Source organism: Bacillus sp. FSL P4-0290 (assembly GCF_037975435.1).
In the GTDB taxonomy this organism is placed as follows: domain Bacteria; phylum Bacillota; class Bacilli; order Bacillales; family Bacillaceae; genus Bacillus; species Bacillus subtilis.
Map to the genome: position 1 here is coordinate 1,304,223 of NZ_CP150253.1, position 16,481 is coordinate 1,320,703.

At 44.0% G+C, this 16,481-nt stretch carries 19 protein-coding genes and 1 pseudogene; 17 read left to right on the top strand and 3 right to left on the bottom strand.

Features of this window, described 5'->3' with window-relative positions:
- Positions 1 to 78: 78 nt before the first annotated feature.
- The 17 genes and pseudogenes from MKY10_RS06815 to MKY10_RS06895 all read left to right on the top strand — a co-directional run bounded on the left by MKY10_RS06815 (position 79) and on the right by MKY10_RS06895 (position 15,220).
- Positions 79 to 525, top strand: a complete 447-nt coding sequence (locus tag MKY10_RS06815) for a phage portal protein (RefSeq protein WP_015715734.1) — start codon at positions 79 to 81, stop codon at positions 523 to 525.
- 41 nt (positions 526 to 566) lie between these two features.
- Entirely contained in the window at positions 567 to 707 is a 141-nt protein-coding gene (locus tag MKY10_RS06820) for a hypothetical protein (protein WP_072692631.1), read from the top strand.
- Positions 708 to 5,951, top strand: a complete 5,244-nt coding sequence (locus MKY10_RS06825; RefSeq protein WP_339226333.1) for a transglycosylase SLT domain-containing protein — start codon at positions 708 to 710, stop codon at positions 5,949 to 5,951. It begins immediately after the preceding gene.
- Positions 5,944 to 6,603, top strand: a complete 660-nt coding sequence (locus tag MKY10_RS06830; protein ID WP_048655232.1) for a LysM peptidoglycan-binding domain-containing protein — start codon at positions 5,944 to 5,946, stop codon at positions 6,601 to 6,603. Before MKY10_RS06825 ends, MKY10_RS06830 begins: the two co-directional genes overlap by 8 nt.
- 15 nt (positions 6,604 to 6,618) lie before the next feature.
- Positions 6,619 to 7,596 (top strand): phage-like element PBSX protein XkdQ, encoded by a 978-nt coding sequence (locus MKY10_RS06835; RefSeq protein WP_003245730.1) that lies wholly within the window; start codon positions 6,619 to 6,621, stop codon positions 7,594 to 7,596.
- Complete coding sequence (locus tag MKY10_RS06840; RefSeq protein WP_003244812.1) at positions 7,596 to 7,862, top strand: DUF2577 family protein; 267 nt, start codon at positions 7,596 to 7,598, stop codon at positions 7,860 to 7,862. Before MKY10_RS06835 ends, MKY10_RS06840 begins: the two co-directional genes overlap by 1 nt.
- A gap of 57 nt (positions 7,863 to 7,919) precedes the next feature.
- Positions 7,920 to 8,345, top strand: a complete 426-nt coding sequence (locus MKY10_RS06845; RefSeq protein ID WP_014479560.1) for a DUF2634 domain-containing protein — start codon at positions 7,920 to 7,922, stop codon at positions 8,343 to 8,345.
- Complete coding sequence (locus MKY10_RS06850) at positions 8,338 to 9,384, top strand: baseplate J/gp47 family protein (protein ID WP_015252271.1); 1,047 nt, start codon at positions 8,338 to 8,340, stop codon at positions 9,382 to 9,384. The genes MKY10_RS06845 and MKY10_RS06850 overlap by 8 nt, the downstream gene beginning before the upstream one ends.
- On the top strand, positions 9,368 to 9,946 hold the full coding sequence (locus MKY10_RS06855; RefSeq protein ID WP_015252270.1) for a YmfQ family protein: 579 nt from the start codon (positions 9,368 to 9,370) through the stop codon (positions 9,944 to 9,946). Before MKY10_RS06850 ends, MKY10_RS06855 begins: the two co-directional genes overlap by 17 nt.
- Entirely contained in the window at positions 9,943 to 10,215 is a 273-nt protein-coding gene (locus MKY10_RS06860) for a hypothetical protein (protein ID WP_003232665.1), read from the top strand. The genes MKY10_RS06855 and MKY10_RS06860 overlap by 4 nt, the downstream gene beginning before the upstream one ends.
- Before the next feature lie 2 nt (positions 10,216 to 10,217).
- Positions 10,218 to 10,481: pseudogene (locus MKY10_RS06865) on the top strand (terminase); the annotation flags it as partial.
- A gap of 1,858 nt (positions 10,482 to 12,339) precedes the next feature.
- Entirely contained in the window at positions 12,340 to 12,669 is a 330-nt protein-coding gene (locus tag MKY10_RS06870) for an XkdW family protein (protein ID WP_015252268.1), read from the top strand.
- The gene (locus MKY10_RS06875; protein ID WP_015252267.1) at positions 12,666 to 12,830 is read left to right on the top strand and encodes an XkdX family protein; all 165 of its coding nucleotides are present in this window, start codon (positions 12,666 to 12,668) and stop codon (positions 12,828 to 12,830) included. The genes MKY10_RS06870 and MKY10_RS06875 overlap by 4 nt, the downstream gene beginning before the upstream one ends.
- Positions 12,831 to 12,876: 46 nt before the next feature.
- Positions 12,877 to 13,716, top strand: coding sequence for a phage-like element PBSX protein XepA (xepA, locus tag MKY10_RS06880; protein ID WP_015252266.1), 840 nt, complete (start codon positions 12,877 to 12,879; stop codon positions 13,714 to 13,716).
- Positions 13,717 to 13,768: 52 nt separating this feature from the next.
- On the top strand, positions 13,769 to 14,038 hold the full coding sequence (locus MKY10_RS06885; RefSeq protein ID WP_015252265.1) for a hemolysin XhlA family protein: 270 nt from the start codon (positions 13,769 to 13,771) through the stop codon (positions 14,036 to 14,038).
- Between the two features lie 12 nt (positions 14,039 to 14,050).
- Complete coding sequence (locus MKY10_RS06890) at positions 14,051 to 14,314, top strand: phage holin (RefSeq protein WP_003232653.1); 264 nt, start codon at positions 14,051 to 14,053, stop codon at positions 14,312 to 14,314.
- Between the two features lie 12 nt (positions 14,315 to 14,326).
- Positions 14,327 to 15,220 (top strand): N-acetylmuramoyl-L-alanine amidase, encoded by an 894-nt coding sequence (locus MKY10_RS06895; RefSeq protein ID WP_014479567.1) that lies wholly within the window; start codon positions 14,327 to 14,329, stop codon positions 15,218 to 15,220.
- A 36-nt stretch (positions 15,221 to 15,256) separates the two neighbouring features.
- On the opposite strand, the gene spoIISC is transcribed toward MKY10_RS06895, so the two are convergent.
- The 3 genes from spoIISC to spoIISA form a co-directional block, all read right to left on the bottom strand.
- On the bottom strand, positions 15,257 to 15,394 hold the full coding sequence (gene spoIISC / locus MKY10_RS06900) for a three component toxin-antitoxin-antitoxin system antitoxin SpoIISC (protein WP_003232648.1): 138 nt from the start codon (positions 15,392 to 15,394) through the stop codon (positions 15,257 to 15,259).
- A gap of 85 nt (positions 15,395 to 15,479) precedes the next feature.
- Entirely contained in the window at positions 15,480 to 15,650 is a 171-nt protein-coding gene (gene spoIISB, locus MKY10_RS06905) for a three component toxin-antitoxin-antitoxin system antitoxin SpoIISB (protein WP_003232646.1), read from the bottom strand.
- A complete protein-coding gene (spoIISA, locus tag MKY10_RS06910) occupies positions 15,650 to 16,396 on the bottom strand; it encodes a toxin-antitoxin-antitoxin system toxin SpoIISA (protein WP_015252263.1) in 747 nt (248 codons plus the stop codon). Before spoIISA ends, spoIISB begins: the two co-directional genes overlap by 1 nt.
- Positions 16,397 to 16,481: the final 85 nt, after the last annotated feature.

A 16,481-nucleotide genomic window follows, 5' to 3' on the forward strand; every position in this document is an offset into this window, starting at 1 on the left:
GCCCATACACAGACCTTTCTCAGAAAGGTCTGTTTTTTTACAAGATGAAACCAAACAATAGACAAGGGAGTTTTTTACATGAGCGAGAAGAACGAAAACGTATATGATCTTTCCTTTTTTATGCCGGGAAAAACAATTGAAGCTGAGGAAATCAAAGTGCCGATCTCAAAGCGTTTTGTTGATAAAAAAGGGAACATCGTGCCATTTATTTTTAAAGCGATCACGACGGAGCGCATTGATGAATTGGAGAAAGAAACAACAACGTATAAAAATGTCAAAGGCAGAGGCCGTGTAAAAGATTTAGACAGCCAGCGCTTTTATGCCCGAATCGCAGTTGAATCAACCGTTTATCCGGACTTCCGTTCAAAAGAGCTTCGAGAAGCTTACAAAACGGCTGACCCGGTAGAAGTTGCGAAACGCGTGCTCTCAGTTGGAGGCGAGTATGCGAACTGGTTAAACAAAGCGATTGAGATTAATGGATTTGAAGATGAATTAGAGGATCTGGAAGAAGAAGCAAAAAACTAATCAAGGATGGGCATAAAGAAGCCGTGTATCTCTACTATGCGATGCACGAGCTTCATTATTCTCCATCAGATTTATTAGAACTGTATGAAGCGCCTCGAAACTTCAAGGCGCTGTTGTATGGACTGATTGGATATAAGCTCGATCTCCTTGAAAAACAAGCAAAGAAAGGAGGGGCATCGTAATTGGCAAAGCTGACAGCAAGGTTTGAAATGGAAGACCGTGTAAGTAAAAAGTTAAGAAAGATTCAGAATGGGTTTAGAGCACTTGAAAAATATAGAAAAATAGTGCAGCGAAAAAGCGCTATTGATGTACGAAAAGAAAGCAAAACTGTATTAAGGACAATTGATCGCATACAAAAATCATTAAAGAAAAAGCTTGGCGCCCAAATGATCTCCATTTCAACTGAGGATAAAGCCAGCAGTGTCATTCAGCAGGTTAATGTTCAATTGCAGGGATTGCCGTCATCTGTATCTATTAAAATAGATGCTAGTGACCAAGCAACCGAAAAGTTTGAACGATTAAGAGAGCTCGTGGCAGGTTTTAAAGGCTTTACGATTATGCTGAGTGCAGAAGATCAAGTGTTGCCGGCTGTGCAAAAAATACAGCGCTATATGGAAACTGCACTTAAAAATGGTTACTCTGTTACGATACGCGTGATTGATCACGTCATGAAAACAGTCGGTCGTATTTCTGCTGGTATTAATGCCTTAACAGGAAAAGACAACAAACTTGAGCTCGCTATTAATGACAAGATGTCAAATAAGCTGGATTCATTGCAGAAAAGAATTGACAGCATGGGAAGCTCAGGTCCCTCCGAAAAAGGAGCGCCTTCAGCAGGAGGTACAGGAGATATTGCGAGCATGTTTGATCCAGAAACGATTTTGACAGCACTGGACAAATTTGCTGCTTCATTCATGGAAAAGGTGGATGAAATCGCTACAAAGTTCAGCCCGGAAACAATCTTAACAGAGCTGGATAAATTTACGACATCGTTCATGAATAAGGTGGATGAAGTCGCCACAAAGTTTAGTCCAGAGACAATTTTGTCGCAGCTGGATAAATTCACAACATCGTTCATGAATAAAGTGGACGCAATTGCAACGAAATTCAGTCCAGAAACGATTTTGTCGCAGCTGGATAAATTCACAACATCGTTCATGAATAAAGTGGACGCAATTGCAACGAAGTTCAGTCCAGAAACGATTCTGGCACAGCTGGATAAGTTTACAACATCGTTCATGAGTAAAGTGGACGCAATTGCGACGGAATTCAGTCCAGAAACGATTCTGGCACAGCTGGATAAGTTTACAACATCGTTCATGAGTAAAGTGGACGCAATTGCGACGAAATTCAGTCCAGAAACGATTTTGTCGCAGCTGGATAAATTCACAACATCGTTCATGAGTAAAGTGGATGCAATCGCAAGTAAATTCAGTCCAGAAACGATTTTGTCCCAGTTGGATAAATTCACAACATCGTTCATGAGTAAAGTGGATGCAATTGCGACGAAATTCAGTCCAGAAACGATTTTGTCCCAGTTGGATAAATTCACAACATCGTTCATGAGTAAAGTGGATGCAATTGCGACAAAGTTCAGTCCAGAGACAATTTTGTCGCAGCTGGATAAATTCACAACATCGTTCATGAGTAAAGTGGATGCAATTGCGACGAAATTCAGTCCAGAAACGATTTTGTCCCAGTTGGATAAATTCACAACATCGTTCATGAGTAAAGTGGATGCAATTGCGACAAAGTTCAGTCCAGAGACAATTTTGTCGCAGCTGGATAAATTCACAACATCGTTTATGAGTAAAGTGGATGCAATTGCAAGTAAATTCAGTCCAGAAGCGATTTTTAAGCAGCTTGACAAGTTTACAGATTCCTTTATGAAAAAAGTGGATGATATCGCAAGCAAATTCAGTCCAGAAGCGATTTTTAAGCAGCTTGACAAGTTTACAGATTCCTTCATGAAAAAAGTGGATGATATCGTAAGTAAATTCAGCCCGGAAACAATCTTTAACGAGCTTGACAAGTTTACAGATTCCTTCATGAAAAAAGTGGACGATGTCGTAAGTAAATTCAGCCCGGAAACCATTTTTAACGAGCTTGACAAGTTTACAGATTCCTTTATGAAAAAAGTAGATGATGTCGCCAGCAAATTCAGTCCAGACGCCATTATTACTAAAGCGGAAGACTTTGTAACAAATATTGTTGACAAAATTTCAGAGAAATTTAATTTCCTGAACCCGGATAAAATCGCTAATAAAGCAGAAAAGTTTGTTGATAACATTGTTTCAAAAATCGCCAAGAAATTCGAGAAATTCAGCCCTGATAAAATTATTGAAAAAGTGGGAGAGTTTTTTGAAAAAATTATAAAAGGCATTGCTGAGAAGCTGGGGAATCTGGATATTGGCGGGTTGCTTGGCGGCAAATCCAGCGGAAGCAAAAGCAAACAAAAAGCTTCAAAAGCCAATACAAAGAACTCAACTTCTAACAATTCAAACCGCACTAAAAAACCTTCTATGAACCAAAAATCTTCAGGTTCAAAATCGAAAAAGTCAGGCGGCAAATGGGGCGGGGCTTGTGGTTGCTGCTGTGCCGGAATCAGTACAGGCAAAAGCAAAAAAGTGAAAAATAGAAACGGTTCATCAACAAAAGGGAATAAAACAAATCCTGTGAATACACCTAAATCTGCTAAAGGAGCATCAGGCAAAGGTTTTTCAGGCCTTCTGAAAACATTGGGTGAATCAAAAGGCTTAAAAGGCGGACTGAAGGGCTTAAAAGGAGCGGCAAAAGGAATACCGGGATTAGGCGAAATACTGTCCCTTACTGACTTAGCCGGTATCAATAAGGATAATGCTGGTGAAAAAGTAGGTTCAGCCGGCGGAGGTTTAGCAGGAGCCGCTGCAGGAGCGGCTATTGGAAGCGTTGTGCCGGGAGTCGGGACGGCTATTGGCGGTGTTCTAGGAGGAATTGCCGGTACTTTCGGCGGTGAAAGTTTAGGGAAGGCAATTGATGCCGGCGCTCTAGAGGATACATGGAACAGCATCACAGAGGGTGCGCAAAATGCCTGGTCAGCCATTCAGGATACTTGGGGAACTGTATCAACATGGTTTATGGATAATGTCTGGACGCCAGTGTCAACCGCAGTTGTGGGTGTAGCAACAAGCATATGGTCCAACATCGTAAATGCATGGACAACGATTCAAACGATATTCAGCACGGTGGCAACATGGTTTATGGACAATGTCTGGACGCCGGTTTCATCAGCAGTTGTGGGTGTAGCAACAGCAATATGGTCTAAAATCGTAAATGCATGGACGACAATTAAAAATGTGTTCAGTACAGTTGCTTCATGGTTTATGAGTAATGTGTGGGGGCCAGTCAAATCTGCTGTAATAGGAGCGGCAACTACAATCTGGGATAAAATGACCGGTGCTTGGAATAAGATTAAGAGTGTTTTCAGTACAGTATCGGGATGGTTCATGGATACAGTTTGGAACCCGGTTAAAAATACAGTCTCAGATGTAGGTAAGGGAATCTCAGATGCTTTCAAAAAAGCGATAGACACCGTTAAGAACATTTGGAAAGGCCTGAGCGGCTGGTTTAAAAAGAATATTCAAGAACCTCTTACAAAGGTGGGAGAAGCAATTTCAGATGCTTTTTCTAAAGCGTTCGGCTGGGTGAAGCAAATCTGGGATAAAGCTGGCGGCGTAGCTAGTAAAGTAATTAATTTTGTAACCGGCGGTGGTGATCCGAATAAAGGTAAGGATCCGGATAAAAATGCCACAGGCGGCTACATCACCAAACCAACCATCTCGTGGATCGGTGAAGCCGGCAAGGAATTCGTTATCCCGGTTGATAACAACCGAGGCCGGGGGAAGATGCTTCTTTCACAAGCGGCGTCTAAGCTGGGTATGCAAGTTGTAGACGACATGGGCGCAGCTTCGTCTTCTGGCGGAAGTCCAGCATCTGTTTCAGGAGGAGCAGCTGTCAGTCCTCTATCAGGCTCAGCCTCCCCAGCAATGAACACTGCAAATCTTACAGGCCAAGCGTCCACACTCGGACAGCAATTTTCAGAAGGCTTTGGTAAAGGCATCAGCGATCAGCCGGTCAAAATGGAAGACTGGAAAAAGAAAAACATCAATACGCCATTTACACAAATGATTTCTGCTTCACCAAATTACGGTAAACAAATGGTAAGCGGGTATGCCAAGGGCCAAAGCGGCACTGCAACTGGAACAGACGGCTTTTTGCAATCAAAAGTTAAAACGCCGTACCAAGCCACTGTGAACAAATCGTCTTCATGGGGCACAGGAACGGTCAAAGGCTTTGCGCAAGGACAAAACTCAACCCAAACAGGGACTGCACAGTATGTGAGTACACATGTTGACAAACCGTTCCTGCGTTCAAAAGACACATCGAACAGCTGGGGCTCCGGTTTGATCGGAAACTTTGTGACAGGCATGAATTCTAAATCCAGTGAAGTAAAACAAGCAGCAAAGGATATGGCCAAGAGAGTGGAGCAGGCTTTCCGTGAGGAGCTAGATATTCATTCACCTTCCCGTGTCATGATGAGCTTGGGACGTTTTGCTTCAATTGGTGTTGTCAAAGGCCTTGGCTCAGTAGATGTAAAGAAATATGCTGAAAAACAAGCCGGATCACTGGCGGCTGCCTATTCCGGAATGGGAGCCATGGGCGGGAACGTAAAACAATGGATTATGGCTGCTCTCATGGCCACCAAGACACCGATGAGCTGGCTACCGGGACTCATGACGATTGCGCAGTATGAATCCGGAGGCAATCCGAATGCAATTAACTTGTGGGACAGCAACGCAAAAGCGGGGCATCCGTCACAAGGGCTGATGCAGACGATCCCAAGCACCTTTAATGACCATAAAGCACCGGGTATGGGTAACATTAAAAACCCGATTCACAACGCAGCTGCTGCGATCGGCTATATTAAAAGCAGATATGGATCAATCAACAATGTGCCGGGTATTAAAAGCCTGAATCATGGCGGACCGTATGTCGGTTACGCAAACGGCGGGCTGATTACAAAAGAACAAATTGCACGTGTCGGAGAAGGAAACAAGCGGGAATGGATCATTCCGGAGGAGCGAGGCATCCGCGGCCGCTACCTCCTTCAGAGAGCTGCGCAAGCTCTTGGTATGGAAGTGACAGATCCGTCTCAATCCCAGCAGTCTGAGCTTTCTTCAGGACAAGTTTCAGCAGTTACATCCGGTACACGGCAAACGATACAAACAGCCGGAACGAAAGAAATAAAGATTGAGTTTAACGGCGATCAGCATTTCCATAATGGACAGGATGCTGATGGCCTGGTTGCGAAAATCAAGCAGGCATTACTTGATGAATTACAAAATGACATTAACACCGGAACAAAGGGGGTCGTGGCTTTTGACTAAGTCTATCTATGAATTTTGGATATCACAGGGGAAAGAAAAGCTGCGATTCCCTGTTCTTCCTGAAGCGATTGATATAGCGAATAGTGTACAAAATGACTCAGTAAAGATAACGGGATTGGGTGAACTAACGTTTATTGAAGAACCCGGAGCAAAAGAAATTTCATTTTCTTCTTTTTTTCCAAAAAAGTATACGCCGATAGCTGAATATCAAAATCTCCCGTCTCCGGAAAATGCCATTGCGAAAATTGAAAAATGGATGAAGGCAAAAAAGCCTGTTCAATTTTTAATTACGAGAACAAAAATCAATATGACATGCAGTATTGAAAGCCTTAAATATAGTGAGGGAGACAATGAAATAGGAGATCGGGATTTTGATATTGTATTAAAAGAATACAAAACCGCTTCCCCGCGGAAAATCAAGCAGAAGAAAAAAACAAAGGCAAAACGTCCGTCGAAGGCTGCGCCGAAGACGTACACAGTGAAAAAGGGAGACACGCTATGGGACATTGCAGGCAGATTTTACGGGAACAGCACTCAATGGCGCAAAATTTGGAACGCCAATAAAACAGCAATGATCAAACGAAGCAAACGGAACATCAGGCAGCCGGGCCACTGGATTTTTCCCGGCCAAAAATTAAAGATACCGCAATGAAACAGGTGATGTATGATGATAGAACTGTTCGTCATTAAAGACACAGAGTGGCTTGAGCTGGTTGCAGAAAGCGTATCGCTTGAGGGCCATCGTTATCAGGCGCCGCGCTCCATTGAAGCGACCATCGTCACCAAACAGGGCGACCAGACGTATTACAGTGTCTCAGAAGGAGATACGGTCTTGTTTAAATGGAAGGGAAAAGAGCTGTTTCGGGGCATTGTTTTTGCAAGAACCCCGGACGAGCATACGCTTGCCTTCAGCGCTTATGACATGCTTCAGTACCTGGTCAAAAACCAGGATATGTACGTGTTTTCCAATCAGCGGGCTGACCAGATCATCAGAAGGATTGCTAGTGACTTCCAGATACCGACAACCTCGATCGCAAACACAGGCCATACGATCAAAAGTCTTGTCATTAAAAATGATACGACATTGTATGACATCATATTAAAAGCGCTGAAACAGACGAAAAGCCAGACAGGACGACATTACCAGCTGTATTCGGAAAAAGGAAAGCTCGGTCTGCGCGCTTGGCCAGATCCGTCAGAGGTATGGGTGCTTGAAACGGGCGTCAATATCACGGGCTACCAATACAGCACTTCTATAAACGACACTGCTACTCGGGTGGTGCTTCGCCGGCAGAAGGACAATAAGACATATAAAGCCTCTGCCAAGGACAGTTCAGGCTTAAATAAATACGGTGTGCTTCAATATACGGAAACGGTCACAGATGACATCAACCAGGCACAGCTTCAGCAGCGGGCAGATGTACGTCTTGCTGAAAAAAAGGGCGTGAAAAAAGAACTGAAAAATATTCAGGCAGTGGGCATCCCGGAAGTGCAGAGCGGCTTGCCTGTCTATATTTCGATTCCGGAGGCCGGCATCAAGAAAACCTATTGGGTAGATACGGACCGGCATGAATTTAAAGGAACGAAACATACGATGACGATCGATGTTGTCGAAAAGAATACGATGCCGGAAGGAGTTTCCTGATGAGATTAAGTGAGGCTATAAAACATTTGGCAGTCGGCGCAGTTGACGCTGAGTCTCCGGTAGAACTGCTCCCGGCTGAAGTCGTTTCGGTTTCTCCTGTGGAAATCAAATTAAAAGAAAACAGCAAACTGATCATACCGGAAGACGCCATCATTATCCCAAAACGAATGCAGTCCGGAGGAGACGATGCACTCGAACCGGGGGATCGCCTCATGACCGCGGCTCTGACTGGCGGGCAATCGTTTTTTATTTTAGATAAGGTATAGACAAAACCGCTTCAGTACGAAGGGGTTTTTATTTAGCATGTAAAAGGAGTGGGCATCATGGCCCTGACACCAGAAGTGGAGTTTGAAGATATTGAAGATGAGAGCGAAGTCATTGAAACCTCGCAAACGTACAAAATAGATTTTGAAAACGGAAGAATTACGAATGAGCTGATTACCGGGCTTGAAGCGATCAGGCAGTTCGTGTATATCGCCTTACAGACAGAACGCTATGCATATTCCATATACAGCCATAATGTCGGAAACGAGCTTCAGGACGTGCTGACAGATCATGAGACGACTGATGCGTATAAAAAGATGGAGATTCCGAGACTGATAGAAGAGGCGCTGGTTTATGATGACCGGATATCGGCTGTAACAGATTTTGAGATTGAAAAACAAGGCGACGCGTTTCATGTGTCCTTCGTGGTGGAGACGGATGAAGGAACGCTTGAGATTGAGGAGGTGATTGGCGAACATGTTTGAAGATCAGACTTTTGAAGCGATTATGGAGCGTATGCTGAACAGCATTTCCGCAGATATTGACACAAGAGAAGGCAGCGTCATTTATAATGCGTTAGCCCCGGCGGCGGCCGAGCTTGCGAAGTCTTATATATGGCTGGATACTGTGCTTGAGCTCGTTTTTTCTGATACCGCACAAGGCGAATTTTTAGACAGGCGTGCAGCGGAAGCGGGAATTGAACGGACAGCCGCGACAAAGGCGGTCAGAGCGGGAGAGTTTACATCTGGAGTTACTATTCCTGTCGGCTCCCGCTTTTACGTGGATAATCTTTATTTTCAATATACGGCAGACGGGACACTCATCTGTGAAACACCTGGTGAAGCAGGAAACGCCAATCTGACCGGACGCAATTTACTGTCATTGGATACCATTCCCGGTTTAGAAACGGCCATAGTCAAAGAAATCCTGATTCCGGGACGCGAGGAAGAGGGAGATGACAGCTTGCGAGAACGGTATTTTACAAGGGTTCGGCGTGAGGCCGTCAGTGCCAATAAAATGCATTATAAAGAGTGGGCTGAGGAAGTGGACGGTGTGGGAAAGGCAAAGATCTTCCCGCTTTGGAACGGTGAAGGCACGGTCAAAATTGTCGTCACGAATGCGAATCTTGAGCCCGCTTCTCAAATTTTAATTCAAAAAGTGAAAGATTATATCGACCCTGAACCAGGACAGGGAGAGGGACAGGCGCCAATCGGAGCCGTTGTCACAGTGGAAAGCGCGGTCTGGAAAGAAGTTGAGATTTCTGCCGAAGTGCTGCCTGAGATCAATCACTCAATTGATGAAGTGAAGTCAGAAATTGAGGAAGGCGTTTTAAATCTCTTTAAGAAAATGGCGTTTGAAGATAACGTCATCCGTCTTTCTCAAATTAACAATATCGTCTATAATTCACCGTCAGTCAGTGACTACTCCAATATTCAAATCAACGGCACGTCCGAAAATCTGGTGCTGAGCGACGTGGAAATTCCTAAGCTTGGGCAGGTGAAGATTATTGAGCAAACAAGATGACATGCGAGCTTATCTGCCGCCGTTTCTCACCAGCCTTAAAGAAATGGCTGAGCTGCTGAAAGCGGAAGCGCCTGAGTTTGATAAACAGAATAACAGCATATTTGATCTGACGGATCAGTTATTCGTACCGACGGCGACATGGGGGCTCAGCCGCTGGGAAAAGATTTTAAACGTACCGCGGGAATCAGGTGACACTGATGAGATCAGACGATTGAGGCTCATTTCCAAAATGTCGAACATCCCGCCAATCACATACAGGGCCATTGAGCAGGCGGTAAACCGTTTCTTGAAAAACCCGTCTGCACAGGTCCGCCTGCTTCCCGGCGAATACCGATTTAACGTCGATATCAATGTTGATGACCTCCAGCACATGAATGAGCTGATCGAAGCGATAGAAAACATGAAACCCGCTCATTTGGCGTATACGCTCAGAGGCGGATTGAATGAGACGCTACAAATCAAAGATACAGTCATCCTGAATCACCGCAGATACCGAACAGCCAGTGAGCTCAAGGTCGGTTATTCTGTCACTCTTAACAACAATGAGGTGGTTTTAACTTGATTTCAACCATATACAGAGAACGCACAGCGGCTGATCTAAAAAGCAGAATCGATCACGTGCTGCTCAACGGCCAAAAAACAGAAATAGTAGAGCTTGCCATTGACGGTGCGACCGTCACCGTTCTGACAAAACGTGAGGAAGACATCAAGCATATCGAAACGGTACAAATTTTTGACGAGCTGGGCAACGTCATTACAGAGAGAAAGACTGACCTGGACGTCAGCGAAAACAGAACACTCGATTTCAGATTTACTTTTGAGGTGGTGTAAACATGGCATACGAAGAAAAAACAGACTGGCTTCCGGACGACCCAATCAACGAAGATGACGTCAACCGCTGGGAAAAAGGCATAAAAGACGCCCACACCGACCTGGCCGCCCACAAAAACGACATGAACAACCCCCACAACACAACAAAGGCGCAAATCGGGCTGGGGAACGTGGATAATGTGCAGCAGGCGGCGAAGAAGGATTTTGACAAGCATGAGCAAGATCAGGTGCGGCATGTTACTGAGGAAGAACGAGAGAAATGGAACAAAGGTCAATTATCTAAGATTACAAAAGATGATGGACAGCCTATGTTCAATATAACGAGTGATTTCCATACGGAACTGTTGAACTATCCTACATTGACTTATTTTTCTTATACTGGCACGCCTCTAAATTCACCAGGCGGCTCAGGAAGAGGATTTTGGACTTGCAACGACAGCAAATTAAATGGTCATGTAATTGTGGTGACAAATGATAATAAAACTTTTCGTAAAACTCTCTTAAACGGTATCTGGTCAAATTGGGTTGAATTGGAGACGACAGAGGGCGCTCAGACAAAAGTGAACGCTCATGCAGACATTTCAGACATACATGTCACACAAGCAGAAAAAGACAAGTGGAATAACAGCCAGCTTTTTAAAATTACTGCAGACAACGGTCAAGGAAAACTATACTTAAGCGAAACAGATGATTTTCATAAAATTGTTCCACAGAACACTGGAATGGTTCATTTTGCCTCTGCGCCAAATACCGTGAATGGTCCAGGCACTTCAGTCAGGGGTTTATGGACAATTAATACAGCTGGGAATTACGGGCAAATTATCGCTTTTGACAATACAAATAAAACGTATCGAAAGACGATCTCAGGAGGAGCCTGGTCAGATTGGGTTGAATTAGAGACAACAGCTGGGGCAGAGGAAAAGGTATCTAATCATGCTAAGGACTCAGCAATACACATTACATCTGTTGAGAGAAGTAAATGGAATGGAGCTCAGCTTACTAAAATAACAAGTGATATAGGAGGGGTGTCCATTGCAGCAAACGAAGGAGAGGACATTCTTCAAAAAATAATTGATCAAGGTAGAGGTATGGGCACATTTTATGCACATGGAAAAGCTGTAAACGCTCCATCCCCATTTTCAATAAGAGGAGTATTTCATTTGACTAGCCAATCAACTGAGGGGAAAGGTATGTTTGGTTGGGTCTTAGCTACCGATTACAGAAACAACGTTTTTACGAATTATTATGATGGAAGTACTGTTGCATGGCAAGGATGGAACAAGGTTGAAACTGAAACCAGCGCTCAGGCTAAAGCAGATAAAGCCTTAGCTGATGCTAAAAACTATGTTGACTCTAATTATACGAATAATAAATTAACAGTTCTTACAGGATCCAATGCAATTCAAGACGCTAGAACAAGCGGCAATGAGTATCCAGCTGGGCTGACTTTTATGGATATAGGAGCAAATAATACAACAGGATACCCTCTTACCTATGGTATTGTAAAAAATGAAAAACACAGTAATTATAGATTTACTCAGTATTTTTATGGAACTGGAAATGAATCTAGCTCCTACTTTGCCAACACAGGTTCTTGGATTCGCCATTGGTGGGCAGATTCAGGCTGGACAGCCTGGCATAAAATTTCTGGATTTGCACATGCCAATATTCGGGCCAACAGCATACAATATTTAAATAAAGCTAACCATACAAAAATTCAGTTTAAACGCAAAATAAAAGATAGTCATAATGCTTTTGACACAAATAATAGTAGATTCGTTGCTCCTAATGATGGAATGTTTTTAGTGGGAGTTGGGCTGTATATGATAAATACACCGGCTTACATCAATTTTCATCTGAAACTCTATCTCAATGGATCATTGTATAAACCAATTGACCATAAGAGAGGGGACTTTGTTGATAAGCAAAATGAAATGTACCTTGGATTAAATGGTAATGTAACCGTTCCTATGAACAAAGGTGACTATATAGAGATCTATTGTTATTGCAATTATAGCGGTGATGATAGAAGAGGTGTATCCGATTTTAACGAGCTATACAACTATATAGACATCCAAGAACTTGGAGGACTTAACTATCCTACAGTATAAGATAGGAGGCAAAATGATGATCGCAGAAGCAATCATGTTTAAATACCCCAGTGCAGACCCAACAAGAGATTTTATCGTTCAAAATGACGGGGAAGGGTCTTATATAGCCGAGTGGAACCTGCGCGCTCCAATCCCAACACAAAAAGAACTCGAAACCTGGTGGGAGGAGCTGCAAAAAAATCCGCCGTATGAGCCGCCTGATCAGGTGGAGCTTCTCGCTCAAGAATTGTCACAAGAAAAGCTGGCACGCAAGCAGCTTGAAGAATTGAACAAAACATTAGGTAACGAGTTGTCAGATATAAAGCTATCATTACTTTCCTTGAAAGGAGATCTTGCCGAATGAATTATTGGGTGCTTGCCCTCTATTATGAGTGGGCGACAGCAGATATGGTGAAGCAGGCCTTAGCATATCAAGACTGTTCAATTGAGGATCTGGCAGAGGGTGTGAACAAAAAGCTGATCACAGCTGACCAGTATAAAGAAATTACCGGTAAAGCCATGTAGTAAGGCTTTTTTATTTTGCCTGTTTTTAGATCAAAGGAGGATGAAGATGGTGAAGTATCAATATGAATTTCCTCTCGATAAGGCTGGAAAAGCCGGCGCTGTAAAGCCCTATCGAGGAGGAAAAAATGATTTTGTGACACCTGTTTCGAATTTGTCAGGCGTAGCGGAGATTTTGACAAATGCTGCTTTAAAGGCTACTGAGGCATACAGTCAGCTCGGGCAGGACAGGCTTGGCGCAGTTCTGATTTCGAAAGTGAAGGGCTGGGCGTATGCAGATCGTGAAGGTACGCTCTTTATAGAAGAAAGTGACAATAACAATGTTTGGACAACGACAGCAGCAGTTAATGTCGCAGCAGGTGTCCTGACAGCGACGGACTGGGTATATCTTTCTAAACGCTATTACCGTTTCCGCTATGTGAACGGGAATCTTCAGCAATCTGAGTTTGTATTATACCAATCAGTCGGTGCGGGTGAGATGGATGTGCGTGTCAATGGAAAAACGCCTTTACAGATTGACTTTGCGGAGAATCAAACACACGATGGACGGCTGAAAGTCGAGGCTCGCAAAACATTTGACTTTGTCTTTCATGAAAATGCAGAGTCCGCCGGTGAGGGGGCTGCTTTACCTGTTGACGGTGCCGCGCATTTACTCGTTGAAGTCTACGGCACAGCAGAAATGAGCGAAGTCAAATTTTGGGGCAAATCGGTGTCAGGGCAGAAACTGCCGATCAGAGGCGTGAAAACTGCTGATGCCATCTCTGCTTTGAGTACATTAGGAAAAGCTGAGGCATGGGCCTTCGATATTAAAGGGTTTAAGGAGATCATCATGGAGATCGTCAGTATCACCGGCGGTACTCTCTCGGTAAAAGGGACCGCTGTTTCATAACAGTTTTGGCTCTCGGAAGGGAGGTGATCTGCATGTGAAGGAGGAGTGAATAATGCAGCAAGAGGCAGATGTGAATGTGTTTCAGCAGGACTTAGCAGACATAAAAGGCGAGCACAAAGCACTTGAGCAGAGGGTTTCCGCATTAGAACGCGTGTCTGACCGTCAAGACCAGCAAATCATGACGCTGAACGAAAAATTAAACAAAATTGAAGAAAACACCACGTGGATTAAACGCACCATCACAGGTGCCATCATTACAGCAGTGTCTACAGGCATCATTGGCGGAGCCATCGCCATTATGTACAGCCTGCTGCAGCATTAAAGGGGGATTTTCATGAACACGTTTGACAAGGGCACGGTCATCAGGACGGTGCTTCTTTTAATTGCTTTAATCAACCAGACCATGCTGATGCTCGGCAAATCACCATTGGACATTCAGGAGGAGCAGGTCAATCAGCTCGCTGACGCTCTTTATTCAGCCGGTTCCATCGCATTTACAATTGGAACGACACTTGCCGCTTGGTTTAAAAACAACTATGTAACAGAAAAAGGAAAAAAACAGCGCGACTTGTTAAGGGACAATAATCTGACGAAATAAGGAGAGATGAAAATGGTTAACATTATTCAAGACTTTATTCCGGTTGGCGCAAATAACCGTCCAGGCTACGCAATGACGCCGCTTTACATTACGGTGCACAACACAGCGAATACCGCAGTAGGAGCAGATGCTGCAGCGCATGCCCGCTATTTGAAAAATCCTGATACGACGACAAGCTGGCATTTTACAGTTGATGATACAGAAATTTATCAGCATCTGCCTTTAAATGAAAACGGCTGGCATGCGGGAGACGGAAATGGCAGCGGCAACCGGGCTTCTATTGGAATTGAAATTTGCGAAAATGCCGATGGCGATTTTGCAAAAGCAACAGCAAATGCCCAGTGGCTCATCAAAACATTAATGGCTGAACATAATATCAGTCTCGCCAATGTCGTCCCTCATAAGTATTGGTCAGGGAAGGAATGTCCGCGAAAATTGTTAGATACGTGGGATTCGTTCAAAGCAGGAATTGGGGGAGGCGGCAGCCAAACTTACGTCGTGAAACAGGGCGACACACTTACATCTATAGCGAGAGCATTTGGTGTTACGGTTGCTCAGCTGCAAGAGTGGAACAATATCGAAGACCCGAATCTTATTCGCGTTGGTCAAGTATTAATTGTAAGTGCTCCATCGTCCGCTGAAGAACCCGAGCTCTATCCGCTGCCTGATGGTATCATTCAATTGACAACACCATATACCTCAGGAGAACACGTCTTTCAGGTGCAACGAGCACTTGCGGCTCTGTATTTTTACCCTGATAAAGGCGCTGTTAACAACGGAATTGACGGCGTTTACGGACCGAAAACAGCTGACGCAGTTGCCCGTTTTCAGTCTGTTAACGGTCTAACTGCTGACGGTATCTACGGGCCTGCGACGAAAGCGAAGATCGCAGCGCAATTAAGCTGATCAAAGACCATAAAAATCCCGGAGCTGCTCCGGGATTTATTTTTTCTTCTTCAACTTTTTAATAATTCCAGCACTGCGCTCCCTCACCCGAAGCGAGTACCCGGAAAGCCCAAACCTTCCGTAATCAACAAACTTCACACGCCTCACCAATTTTTTCACTGTATCACCTGACATTATCCTCTGTTTGTATTTATTATATGTCACCCTTTAAGAAAAGGAATAAGGACAAGAGCTGTTTTCCCTTGTCCTTTTAGTGTGATCATGCTTTTTTTCGTTTATACTCGTCAATCAGCCGTTCGTTTTCTTTGAAGATTCTTGCTGTATGCGGACTGACTTGATAGCTTGCGACACTGGTGGTTGAACGTTTTTTCAGGATTTTAAACGGCTTCGCCGCTCTGGGCTCGCATCTGTTTTGAAACGCACGTTCCATTATCCTTCACCTTCCTCCTCAATTGGCAGCACCAAATCATATATGCTCGTTAATGACGTAAATAGCAAATAATCAAATTCCGTGACAATGCTGTCAGACGTCAGCTTGATGACATAGTTCTGTGTCTCGATGGTAAAAGGGATGAGAACCACTTTTCCGTATTGGTCGTAATAAACATCCTTTCGATCGAGCCGTGTTTGTACATCTGCCGGATCATCCATATGCTCGGTTAACCGGTCTTTATCAGCCTGTGTCGAATAGTGGCAAAGAGAAGCCGTTAAGTTCATTTTATCAGCATAGGTTTTCAGCAGCTTATCAATACCTTCAGCATAAGCATCTATACTTCCATAATAAACATGGATCGGCTCGTTTTTCAATAGGTATTGGTATGTTTTCAGCCGATTGAGATACATGTGGAGCATTTTGTTGTTTTCTTCAAGAATTTCTCTTGTGTCTGTTTCAAGCTCGCTGCCGGCCAGTTTTTTGACGTATGCACTTAAGAAGATAAAAGCATCAATCAAAGCAAAACTGACTGCGACAATGAGATACCGTTCCCAGTGGGTAAATAGGGAAGTGGGCTCATATGTCCAGTATACCATAGCGCCTAGAACAAACAGCAAATACCAAGTTTTCCGGATGGCGGACATTTTTTCTTTGACCTTCGCTTCGAAACGCCACGTGGCATATACGTATAACCCCAGTCCGGCCACGATGCACCAGACCATGATCTGAAAGAATAAAACCATATTCGAATCCCTCACATCTGAAATAGGTTCTGCTTATTGTATTCGAGAGATCCGGATGGTTTTCCTGTTCCATCAAAAAAACCGC